Origin of the sequence: Luteitalea sp. (assembly GCA_009377605.1) — a bacterium.
GTDB lineage: Bacteria > Acidobacteriota > Vicinamibacteria > Vicinamibacterales > Vicinamibacteraceae > WHTT01.
Map to the genome: position 1 here is coordinate 1 of WHTT01000020.1, position 12,019 is coordinate 12,019.

At 63.2% G+C, this 12,019-nt stretch carries 8 protein-coding genes; 2 read left to right on the plus strand and 6 right to left on the minus strand.

Features of this window, described 5'->3' with window-relative positions:
* The 4 genes from GEV06_08695 to GEV06_08710 form a co-directional block, all read right to left on the minus strand.
* On the minus strand, positions 1-2,110 hold a 2,110-nt coding region (locus GEV06_08695), incomplete at its 3' end, for a prolyl oligopeptidase family serine peptidase (protein ID MPZ17975.1).
* Between the two features lie 37 nt (positions 2,111-2,147).
* Positions 2,148-3,782, minus strand: coding sequence for an amidohydrolase family protein (locus GEV06_08700; GenBank protein MPZ17976.1), 1,635 nt, complete (start codon positions 3,780-3,782; stop codon positions 2,148-2,150).
* Between the two features lie 155 nt (positions 3,783-3,937).
* Positions 3,938-4,732 carry an SDR family oxidoreductase gene (locus GEV06_08705; protein MPZ17977.1) on the minus strand — a complete coding sequence of 265 codons (795 nt, stop codon included), beginning with the start codon at positions 4,730-4,732 and terminating at the stop codon, positions 3,938-3,940.
* Positions 4,717-5,667, minus strand: a complete 951-nt coding sequence (locus GEV06_08710; protein ID MPZ17978.1) for a dihydrodipicolinate synthase family protein — start codon at positions 5,665-5,667, stop codon at positions 4,717-4,719. The genes GEV06_08705 and GEV06_08710 overlap by 16 nt, the downstream gene beginning before the upstream one ends.
* A gap of 209 nt (positions 5,668-5,876) precedes the next feature.
* Here GEV06_08710 and GEV06_08715 point away from each other — a divergent pair, with 209 nt between their 5' ends.
* Both GEV06_08715 and GEV06_08720 read left to right on the plus strand, forming a co-directional pair.
* Complete coding sequence (locus GEV06_08715; GenBank protein ID MPZ17979.1) at positions 5,877-7,301, plus strand: fucose isomerase; 1,425 nt, start codon at positions 5,877-5,879, stop codon at positions 7,299-7,301.
* Between the two features lie 128 nt (positions 7,302-7,429).
* Positions 7,430-8,953 carry a M24 family metallopeptidase gene (locus tag GEV06_08720; protein ID MPZ17980.1) on the plus strand — a complete coding sequence of 508 codons (1,524 nt, stop codon included), beginning with the start codon at positions 7,430-7,432 and terminating at the stop codon, positions 8,951-8,953.
* A 525-nt stretch (positions 8,954-9,478) separates the two neighbouring features.
* Here the strand turns inward: GEV06_08720 and GEV06_08725 are convergent.
* Both GEV06_08725 and GEV06_08730 read right to left on the minus strand, forming a co-directional pair.
* A complete protein-coding gene (locus tag GEV06_08725) occupies positions 9,479-11,155 on the minus strand; it encodes an FtsX-like permease family protein (GenBank protein ID MPZ17981.1) in 1,677 nt (558 codons plus the stop codon).
* Positions 11,156-11,189: 34 nt separating this feature from the next.
* Entirely contained in the window at positions 11,190-11,960 is a 771-nt protein-coding gene (locus GEV06_08730; GenBank protein ID MPZ17982.1) for a hypothetical protein, read from the minus strand.
* Positions 11,961-12,019: the final 59 nt, after the last annotated feature.

A 12,019-nucleotide genomic window follows, 5' to 3' on the forward strand; every position in this document is an offset into this window, starting at 1 on the left:
CAGGTGGATCACTTTCCGAGCGGCGGACTGGTCTAGTTTCCGAGCGGCGCCTCCACTGCTCGTTCCACCAGATCTTGTCCATGCGGTTGTCGTGAGATCCGGCGCTCGACACTGCGACTTTGTAGAAATCGGGATGAAAGAGGAGCGCTCCCAGTGCGCTCTGACCACCGGCCGAGTTGCCGTAGATCCCGACGCGGCTGATGTCGTACGAAGGATCCTTGGCCGCCAGGGCCTTGTGCCAGAGAATCCGATCGGCAAATCCTGCGTCCTTCAGGTTCTTCCAGGTCACATCGTGAAAGGCCTTCGAGCGATTCGACGTGCCCATGCCATCGATCTGCACGACGATGAAGCCCAGCTCCGCTTGCGCCTGCATCGGGCTGTACGGGCTGAAGGACTTGGGAACGAACGAGTCCTGCGGTCCAGCGTACATGTTCTCGATAACTGGGTACTCGTTCGCTGGATTGAAGTTGGTCGGCCGGTAGATGACTCCCCAGATGTCCGTCCTGCCGTCGCGCCCCAGCGCCGTGAATACCTCCGGCGGGCGCCAGCCGGCCTGCTTCAGGGCGGTGAGGTCGCCCCGCTCGATCTCCTTGACGAGCGAGCCATCACTGGCGCGGCGCAGCTCCATCACCGGGGCGAGATCGACCCGTGAATACGTGTCCACGTAGAGAGTGCCGTCAGGCGACAGGCTGACTTGGTGGTTGGCCTCCGCTTCGGTGAGCTCCAAGAGCCCGGAGCCGTCGAAATTGATCCGGTAATAGTGCAGGAAGTACGGATCCTGACCCTCATACATTCCGCTGGCGCTGAACCAGATCTGGCGCCTCTCCTCGTCAACCTTGGAGACGTCTCGCACCACCCAAGGGCCCTTCGTGATCTGGTTCTTCACGGTACCTGTCGCGCCATCGTACAAATATAGGTGATTCCAACCGTCCCGTTCCGACATCCAGACGATCTCTTTTCCGTCATCGACGTCGTGGCGAAACTTCTTGCCGGAATAGGAAAAGAAGGTCTTGCTCTCTTCCGAGACAACTGCGTGGACCTTGCCCGTCTTCGCGTCGACTTCGATCACGCGGTAGAGTTGGTGACCGCGCTCGTTGTACTCGAAGGTGACGGCGGAGCTGTCTTCTCGCCACTCCAGCTCTGACAGACCGAAGGCATTGGGAAATAGCTTGTTATCGACGATGATCTGTTTATCTCGCCGAAGCGAAGCGGAGGCGGATTCGCGGGAGTCGACGTGGAACAGCACTGGCTGTTCGACGTCGATCACGTCGCCTGGCTTCGGGTAGAAGCGAGTGGAGTGCTTGGGCTGCAGCTGGTCGTCCGGAGACGATTCGATGTAGTGCACGAGACGGCGGTGGCCCGGCTTCAGCCGGTAGGCAGCCAGCTTCGTCGAATCGAGTGACCACTCGAGCGACGTCAGCACGTAGCAGTTGCCTTCCGACCCGTCCAAACTGAGATGCACGACGTCGGTGGAGCCGGTTGCGCGAATCGCAACGTTGTAGTTGTCGATGAACGCTTCCCATTTGCCATCGGGCGATGCCGTTGGCTCGTCACTCCGAGCGGACTGGCTACAGGGCGGCGGTGCTTGCTCTCGGTCGAACAGCCCCGTCCTTTCCGATCTCTGGCAGGTGTAGTCGGAGAGGTTGCATTCCCACCGCTCGCCGTCGATTCTCAGCTCGAGGCGCTCTCCCTTGGCGGCGAAGTCGATGCCGCGAGACGGCAGATCGAAGGCTTTCTGTGGCTCGCCAGTGGCCCTCGCGAGCGCGGCCGCAATCTTCTCGTGGTCGAAGGCAGGCTGCTTCTCCAGCGTCGCGGCGTCGACCATCACGAACTGGTGCCCGCCTTTGACGGACTTGCGGTACCAGAATCGATTCGTGTCGTCGATCCAGCGCGCCGGTCCCGCGATGTTCTCAGCGGCCGCCTCGTATCTCTCGCGAAGACTCGTCGCCCTCTCGTAATCGGCAAGCGTGCCCTGGGCACCCGCGAGCGCAGGCGCCATGATCGCGACCGACAGGAGAATGACAGATCGGAGCGAGCGCACCACCCCCACGGCGACCTCCGTTTCTCTGGAAGATACACGTAGCGCAGGCCTTCCGGCCTGCCAGTCCATGTCCCCAGCCGTACACGGGCAGGCCTAAAGGCCTGCGCTACTGACTGGTCTCAGACTTCTGTTTCGCCAAGCTGGCGCGCCCCTCCTCGACCATCTCTTTGATTTCTTCCATCAGAGCGGGCACGTGATAGGGGATGCCGTCCTTGAGCGTCCACTCGATGCCGCCACCATGCGCGTTCTGTACAGAGGTGTCGCCAGGATTGACTGCCGAATAGTTGTTGACCACCTTGTCGCCAACCATCATCACGTCGGTGCCGTACGGATTCAGGAGGCGCAGGTTCTCGAGCGGGTTCCCGTTGACCACCAAGAGATCGGCAACGAAGCCGACCCGCACACGGCCGATCCGGTCCTCGAGCCCGACGACCTTCGCGCCGTTGGCGGTCGCATGCGTGATCACCTCGAGCGGATGGAAGCCCGCCTCCTCGTGGAGCTCGAGCTCGCGGATCATCCCAAACCCGTAGAGAGATCCGTACAGATAGCCGGCATCGTCACCCGTCGTGATGACGCCGCCCTTGACGCCAAACTCACGCAACGCGTCCATCCACACCCGATACGTCTGCCTCCATCGGGTCTCTTGCGTGTTGGTCCAGCCGAGCCAGTACGTGGCGTGACGCTGAAGACTGGGCTTGTAGTACTCCGCGAGCGAGGGGTGGAGATAGTCCTCGTACCAGGGCAGATTCTGGGCCTTGAGCAGATCGCGCGACGCTTCATAAGTCGACATCGTCGGGCTCCAGGCGACGCCCTGCTCGACCATGAGGTCGAGCAGCTCGGAGAGCTTCTTCCGATCGAGGTTGCGCTGGATGTAGAGCTCACCGGCCCGGCCGAAGCGATGGAGCTCGTTGGTATAGTTCGTCTCGGGCGGGAAGTCTTGGATGCCGTCGAGCGCGGCGTCCGCGACGCCGTAGAAATGCTCGATGCAATCGACGCCCAGCTCCACATAGTCTCGAGCCGTGGTCTCTTCCACACCGATGTGCGTCGTTGTCCGCAGGCCCACCTTCTCGGCCTCGTCCAGCAACGGCTCGAGCTGGTCCCGGTCGAGGCCGCCAATCTTCAAGCCGTCGCCACCGGTCTCCTTGACCTTGCGGACCCCTGCCCGGATCTCGTCGGGAGTCCGCAGCTTGCCCATCGACGGACGTTCGTAGACGAGGATCCGCGGCGCGACGATTCGATGGGCCGCCGATTCGGCACGCCACTTCTTGGACTTGTCGTAGTCGCCGCCAACCTCGCGCGCGGTCGTGGTGCCGGACGCCAAGTAGAGGTTGCGCTCGTACTGAATGGGCATCGGGATGCCCTTCTTGCGCTCCTCGTGCCAGTGCATGTGCGTGTTGACCATGCCAGGCATGACGTACTTGCCCGTGGCATCGATGATGGCATCCGGCTGCGGGGGCGGCTTCTCATCATCCTCTCGGCGATCGGTCGGGTTGGACGACTGGATGCGCGTGATGAGCCCATCCTCGATGTGGATGTTGACCGGACCAAAAGGCGGCTTGCCGCTTCCGTAGATGACCATGGCGTTGCGGATCAGCAGCCGCTTGTACTGTGCGGCATGCTTGGCAGTCGTGCTCGCAGAGCCGTCTTGGTCTTGTGCCTTGGTGCTGGTCTGCAGCAGCCATGACGTGACTGCAAGAAATCCCCAGAGGAGCACCCATTGCGCGCGCCGACGTCGAGCCATCGAAACCTCCAGTTCAGGTGCTTGGTCCTTGGTCCTTGGTGCGCCTGCGCCGTTGGTGCAGCATCGGTACCGGTCGGCGCCAGGCGTTTCGACGACAGCCCTGAGGCTCGTCGCCCGCACCAAGCACCAAGCACCAAGGACCAAGAACCAAGGACCTACAACACACCCCGAATCATTCCACCATCGACCTGTAACGAGGCGCCGGTCGTATAGGCCGACGCGTTCGACAAGAGAAACACGGCAGCCAGAGCAAACTCCTCCGGGGCGCCGTAGCGTGCAAGTGGGATGGCCCGCTCGCTGCGGGCCCGTTGCTCCTCGGCCGAGATGTTCGCCTCGCGGCTGCGCGTCTCGTCGAGCTCGCGGACGCGGTCGGTTTCAATGCGCCCTGGAAGCAAATGATTCACGCGGATGCCTTGCGGCGCAAGCTCATTGGACAGCGTCTTGGCCAGCGCCGCCACGGACGCGCGCACGACATTGGATAGCGCCAGATTGGGAATCGGCTCCTTCACGGCCGACGATGTCGACAAGACGATGCTGCCTCCCCCACGCGAGACCATGGTGGGCACGGTCACCCGCACCAGGCGGACGGCGCTCAAGAGCAGGAGCTCGAATGCCATCTGCCACGCCTCATCGTCGACGCCGAGGGCCGTGCCCGACGGCGGGCCGCCCCCGTTTGCAAACAGCAGGTCGACGCCGCCGAAGCGACGAACCGTGGCGTCGTGCCATGCCGTGATGGCCGGGCCCGATCGAAGATCCGCCTCGACGGGAAGCACGGCGTCCGCCCCGGTCTCCGCTTCGAGCCTGTGCGCAGCTTCGCAGATGGCCTTCGAGCGCCGCGAGGCAATCGAGACGTGTGCTCCTTCCTGAAGCAGAGCCCGAGCGACCGCCAGTCCGAGCCCGCGGCTCGCGCCGCCGACCATCGCAACCTTACCCTTCAAGCCGAGATCCATGAGGCTCCTTCCTGGGCCGCCGTCCATCGCAACAGGCGATCGAGGGCGACCAGGGTGGTGGAATCGAGTTGAGCGCCGGGCGCCCGCGTCGCCGCGTCGGCAATGGCACCTCGCCGGCGCAGGATCTCCTTGCGAATTGCCATTCCGATACCTTCTTGGAACTCGAAGCGCATCAGCGGAACGAAGCGATAGAACACGTCGGCCGCCGTGTCGACATCGCCTGCCCGATAGAGCCGGACGATTTCCACGAGCGATTCCGGGTACGCAAACCCGGTCATCGCGCCCGCCGATCCTGCCAGCAGCTCCTCGAGCAGAAAGACGCCGCCGAGCCCACCGAAGATTGCCACACGTCCCTCCCCCGTCCGCTCCAGGATGCGGGTGATTTTGACGGGTGTCGGCGGATCCTCGAGCTTGATTGCTCGTACCGCTGGGACTTCCTCGGTGATCCGCGCCAGCAACCACGGTTCCATGGCGTAGCCCGAGATGGGTGGATAGTCCTGGACAACGATCGGGATGTCCACCGCTTCGGCCAAAGCCACGTAATGACGCACGACCGCGTCAGAGTTGAGCTTCGGCATCCGCGGCGGGCTGACCATCACAGCCGCGGCCCCCGCCGCTTTGGCCGCGCGGCTGTACTCGATGCAGCTGCGCATCCCATCGGCAGTCGTGCCAACGACGATGGGAACGCGCCCATCGACCTGCGCCATGACGATGTCAGTTGCCAGATGGCGCTCGGCCTCCGAAAACCGTGCAACCTCGCTCGTCACGCCCAGCGCGGTGAGCCCATCCACACCGGCGGCGAGCGCCAGATCGACAACGCGGCGCAGTGATGCCTCGTCGATGTCGGCGCTTCGCGAGAACGGGGTCGGCAGAACCGAGTAAACACCTTGCACTTCCTCTCCTCTTCCTTGTTCCCTGATTCCCGAATCGTGAATCCCGAAGGACCTTACGAATCGCTACCCAGCACCGTCAAATGGATTCTGCTAATCGGCCCATCACCCGCCTTCGCTTGCCTCCGGCGAGCTACGGCGAGGCAAGCCCGTTTCCTCTTTCCCGTTTCCGGTTTCCCGAGTCCCGAATCCCGAACCCCAAATCCTGACTGCACTGCACCGTGAACGATCACGATTGTGATAGCGTGTGCACGATGACATCTGCCGTGGGCGAGCCTGTCACGATCGGCGTCATTGTCGGTAACCGCGGCTTCTTTCCGTCGCATCTCTGCTCGGCCGGCCGCCAGGAGATCCTAACCGCTTTGGAGGGAGCAGGCCTCGGGGTCGTGGCGCTGACGCCGGAAGCGACCCCCTTTGGCGCGGTCGAGAGCCTGGCGGACGCGCGTGCCTGCGCCGAGCTGTTCAAGACGCACCGCGACCAGATCGACGGCGTCCTGGTCTCGTTGCCCAACTTCGGCGACGAGCGGGCCGTTGCCAACACGCTGCGTTGGGCGGGGCTCGACGTGCCGGTGCTCATCCACGCCTTCGCCGACGACAGTGAGCGGATGAGCATCCAGTTCCGCCGCGACAGCTTCTGCGGCAAGATGTCGGTCTGCAACAATCTGCGCCAGTACGGCATCCGCTACTCGCTCACGACCCGGCATACCGTCGTGCCGACCCACGCCTCCTTTCGGGAGGATCTGCAGCGGTTCGCCGCAACGTGCCGTGTCGTGCGCGCACTGAAGCGTGCGCGCATTGGTGCGATTGGTGCACGCCCGGCCGCCTTCAACACCGTGCGGTACAGCGAGAAGCTGTTCGAGCGCGCGGGCATTTCGGTCGAGACACTTGATCTCTCGGAGCTGCTCGGTTGGATCAGGCGACTGGAAGACGAGGAGGCGGCGGTTCAGCAAAAGCTCGAAGGCATCCGCGCGTACACGCGTGTCGAAGGAATCCCCCCAGCGAGCCTCGTCAAGATGGCAAAGCTCGGCGTCGTCATTGATCGCTGGATGGCGGAGAAGGAGCTCACGGCGACCGCCATCCAGTGCTGGACCGCGCTCGAAGAGTTCTACGGCGTCGTGCCGTGCACGCTGATGAGCATGATGTCGAGCTCGCTGCTTCCCAGCGCGTGCGAGACCGACATCGCCGGCCTGGTTGGCATGTACGTCCTACAGGCAGCCTCGCAGCAGCCAGCAGCGCTCCTCGATTGGAACAACAATTTCGGCGACGATCCCAACAAGGGTGTCGTCTTCCACTGTTCGAATCTGCCAAAGGCTTTCTTCAGCGACCAGCGCATGGACTATCAGGAGATCATTGCCGGCACCGTGGGCAAGGAGAACACGTTCGGCACGATTGTCGGCCGGATCGCACCAGGGCCGTTCACCTACTGTCGTGTGTCGACAGACGATCTCCGCGGCACGATCAGCTCGTATGTGGGTGAGGGGCGCTTCACGGAAGATAGGCTCGAGACCTTCGGCGGCTACGGCGTGATCGAGATCGCGGATTTCCAGCGCCTGTTGCGCTTCGTCTGCCAGCAGGGCTTCGAGCACCACGTGGCCGCCACGCGCGCTTCCACTGCCGGCGCCATCGAGGATGCATTCTCTACGTATCTCGGCTGGGAAGTTTATCGGCACGGCCCGTGAGGGGGGAAAAGGGGACAGGCCCCTTTCCCCTTCGCGCCCATCTGTGGAAGCGTGCTGCCACGTCCGCCAGCCCAGTGAGAAAAGTCATGTGCCCATAAGGGGCGAGACTTCTTATACTCAGCGCAATCATGAGAGCTCGTGTCTTCGTCGGTGGCGCGACGAACAGGAGAAGGTGCATGCTTGTTCGTAGCTTGCTCATGCTGGCCGTGATGGCGTTTACGGCGCATCCCACGATGGCGCAGCACTACCAGAGTGATTTTCCTCCAGAGGAATTCAGGGCGCGCTGGCAGAAGGTGTTCGAGCGTATCGGTGAGAGCGCCGTCGCGGTGGTGCAGGGGATGCCGCAGACGGACGGATTCATCCTTCCACGGCAGTTCAACACGCTCTACTACCTCTCTGGCATCGAGACGCCTGGTGCCTACATGCTGCTCGACGGGCGCACCAAGCAGGTCACGCTCTACCTCCCACCGCGCGACGAACGTCTCGAGCGCGCCGAGGGCAGGGTGCTCTCGGCAGACGATGCGGAGCTCGTGAGGCAGCTCACGGGAGTAGACGATGTGAAGCCGGTGGACGCCATGGCGGCCAATTGGCCAAGTGGGACCGTACCGCCCTCCAACCGACGGGAAGGCACGCCACCGGTTGCCCTCTACGCGGAGCTCAGCCCCGCCGAGGGCGCGGGACAGAGTCGGGGTGAGTTGATCTCCGCAGAGCTCGCGCGTGTCAACGACTTCTGGGACGCCGGCGTCTCACGACAACGTCGATTCGTCGAGCTCTTGCGGGCCCGTCATCCCCGCGTGGAAGTCAGGGATCTCAACGCTATCCTCGACGAGCTTCGCAGCATCAAGAGTGTCCGCGAGATCGCCTTGATCCGCCGCGCGTCGCAGCTGGCCGGCCTTGGTCTGATGGAAGCCATACGCAGTACCGAGCCGGGCGTCGCAGAGTACCAGCTCGACGCCGCCGCGCGGTACGTGTTCCTCGTCAACGATGCGCGTCTCGAAGCCTATCGATCGATCACGGCGAGCGGCACCGAGAATATCAACAACATGCATTACTTCCGCAACTCGGCGACGCTGAAGGACGGCGACCTGGTGTTGATGGACTATGCGCCCGATTATCGCTACTACGTGAGCGACATCGGCCGCGTCTGGCCGGTCAATGGAACCTACGCCCCGTGGCAGCGCGAGTTGCTGCAATTCGTGCTCGAGTATCACAAGACGGTGCTGGCGCGCGTCCGGCCCGGTGTGACGCCCGCGCAGGTCATGGAAGAGGCGCGCAAGGCGATGGAGCCGGTCTTCGCGCGCACGACCTTCTCGAAGCCGATCTACGAGCAGGCAGCGCGGCGCCTCGTCGACACGGGTGGCGGCGTGTTCTCGCATACGGTCGGGATGGCGGTACACGACGTCGGCAGCTATCGCGACGGCTTGAAGCCTGGCCAGGTCTTCTCGGTCGATCCTCAGCTCCGCGTGCCCGAAGAGAATCTCTATCTACGCTACGAAGACACCGTCGTCGTCACAGAAGATGGCGTCGAGAACTTCACCGACTTCCTGCCCATGGAGCTGGACGACATCGAAAAGCTCGTGCGGGAAGAAGGCATCGTCCAAAAAGTGCCGCCAACGCCTCACGTTGATCAAGCACCTCCCTTGATCCCTTGATCCTGATTCCTAGTCCATAGAGTCCCTCCAAGACGACTCACTCTTGTGGCAAGAGGGCTCGCAGTCAAATGAGTTGTGCTGATGTACCGATCCATGCTCAGCCCGAGGTGTTGCGGACCCTCTTCGGCGAAGGTGGCCTCCGCGCTCTTGGCCAGAACGCGGGCGGCTCCTGTCGAAGACAAGAAGGTAAGGGTGCCCTCGCGGCTGCGTAGATCCTCGTAGACCTTCCATCTCTGGCCACCCTGCTCGAGCTCGCAAATCAGTGTGTGGCCATCGATGCTGACAGGCGATGGGCCGTCAGTCCTACTGGCGGCCATCACCTGCGCGGCTGCTGTCACTGGAGCCGGCGTCTTGATTGCTGCAGCAGCTGCGGCGAGATTCTGCAAGAAGTGTCGACGGTCCATTGCACGTTCTTTTGCCGACACTCTCCGTGGCGCCGCCGCCTCCGGTCAAGAGAATTGCAGTAATGACCCGATAAGCCTTGCGATCTATGGGCTCGAGCTTCCGCCCTCGCCCTTCGCGCGCTCATTCGGTTCTGAGGAGCACGGCCGGATCGATGGCCCATGCACGTCGAACAGCGCCTGCGCTGGCGCCAGTCGTCGCAGCAAGGAGCAGCAGCGCCACGCCGGCGTAGCTGAACGGATCACGAACCGCGATGCCGTAGACGAAGCTGGCGAGCGCTGTGCTCGCGACGGCCGCGACCGTCAGACCAACCGCCACACCGGCGACCGCAGGCACGAGGCCCTGGGCGAGAACGAGATTCGTCATGTCGCCTCGGCTCGCTCCCATCGCCATACGAATCCCCAGCTCTCGCTGCCGCTGGATCACGAAGTATGTCGTGAGGCCGTAGAGGCCCAGCATGGCAAGCAGCATGGCTACCAGTGCAGCACCGGCTGCTGCCACAGCCAAGAGCCGCTCTTGCGCCATGGATCCGGTGATCATCTCGCTGAGGGTGGTCAGCTTGGGCGCCGGGAGGTGTGGGTCTACCGCGCGCAGCGCGTCGCGCAGGGCGCCTTCCACAGCGCCCGGCTGCATCGCACTACGAAACAGCACGGTGGGCTGATTTCTGCGTACGTGTGTGTGAGGCACATAGAGATGCGGCGCTGGCGGCTCCCGCAGGAGCGTCGTTGTCGCGTTTTTGGCCACGCCAACAATCTGCGCATCCAGCAACGTCTCGCCCATGCGCAATACGAGCGGTTGCCCCAGCGGACGAGCGTCTCGTGCGAGCTGTTGGGCGAGTAGCTCGTTTACTACGACTGACACGGGCTCGCCAGCGTCGCTCTCTCGAAATCCCCGGCCAGCAATGAGCGGCAGCCCAATCGTTTGGAAGTAGTCCGAGCTGGCAACCGTGTACGCGACGGAACGTTCAGGCTGAGAGCCATTCGCTGCCAATGTGAGCGTCGACTTCACCATACTGAGCGGCGGACGGTCGGCAAGGCTCACGGTCTCCACGCCAGGGACGGCACGCAATTGCTCGAGCAAGCCACGGCGCAGCCGAAGCGCCAGGTGCTCGTCGACCGACACCCGATCTGAAAGGGACAGATCAATCGACGTCATGGCGACCGGTGCGCTGGTGTCGAATCCTGCGTCCACGTCCTGCAGCTGGCGCACGCTCTGAATCAGTAGGGCGCTGACAACCAGCAACGTCGCTGCGCCGGCGACCTGTGCGAGGACGAGCAGGCGCCGAAGGGAGAAGGCACCTCGCTGGACGCCCGCGCCTTCGCCGCTGCGGTCGCCGAGCAACGCGGTCATTGGAGTAGACGCATCGCCGCGGCGCAAGGCGGAGAGGGCGCTGACTAACACCAGAAACAGCGCGCTGGCGACCGTGAGCGCGGCGACGATGGTCAAGCTGCGCGCGTCGAGCCCCATATCGAGTCGAATGGGAATTCGAAACAGTGCTCGTCCTGCCTCGAGGGCCGAGGAGAGGAGCACCGTACAACTGGTCCCCAGAAGCGCGCTGGGCAGGGCGAGCATCAGGGCCTCGAGCAGCAGTTGCTTCCCGAGACGGGCGCGAGAAGCACCCAGGGCCTGGCGGATGAGCAGCTCTCGGCGTCGCCCCAGCATTCTCGTCGTCAGCAGCGTCGCGGCATTTGCGCACGCCACGAGCCACACGAGGAGCACCAGCCCGCCGATGACCGCCAGCATCAGCTCCACGGATGACCGGTGTCCCACCCAGAAGCGTGTGTACTTGGCGGGCAGCACGGTTGCAGACCACTGCTTGTTGGTGTCTGGTAGCTCACGAGCGAGCTGTTGAGTGACACCGATCGAAGTCAGCTTGGGCGGACGAGGCCTCCACTCCTGGCCGAAGACGACCGACGAGGAGGAACGAGCGGGCTTCCCGCGCTTCGAGAAAAGGTCTGTTTGCGAAGATAGACACTGCCGACGGCAAATGGACGACCGGGACCCAGAGGTGAGGTGCCGGCCCCCAATCCTTCGTCAGACCAGAAAAGCTTTCGGGCGCAACACCGGCAATCGCAAATGAAACGCCATTGATGCGTAGTGAACGGTCACCAAGCTCGAGGTCTTCGCCGAAATGCTCGCGCGCGAAGTCCGGGCTCACGACCGCCACGGGAGGCGCAGACACCACATCGTCTTTGGGCATGAGCAGCCGCCCTCGCGATGCTCGAAGACGAAGCAGCTCGAAGTAGTTCCCAGTGACGATTTCGGCCTGCACCTGTTCTCGCGTGCCGGTTGTGCTCTCCACATGCACGGCGACGCGGATGTACGCCGCGAGGCCCGTCAGCGACTGACTACGCTGCTGGAAGTCGCGAAAGTCCAGGAACGAAGTCCCTATATACGCATCGTCGGGCGTCCGCGAATAGATGCCGACGAGCTCGTGTGACTCGGGAACGTCAGGAAGCCTGAACAACAGGACATCGACCAGGTTGAGCACGGTCGCGGCCGTTCCGACGCCGAGAGCGAGTGAGACCGTCACGCCAATCACCACGAGCGGGGTCTTGAGATAGCTCCGCACCGCGATCCGGACATCGGCCAGGAGAGTCTTCATGTGTCTCACCTCATGCGGATGAAATGGTGCCCGGCCTTGAGCCTCGATTGCCTACGACT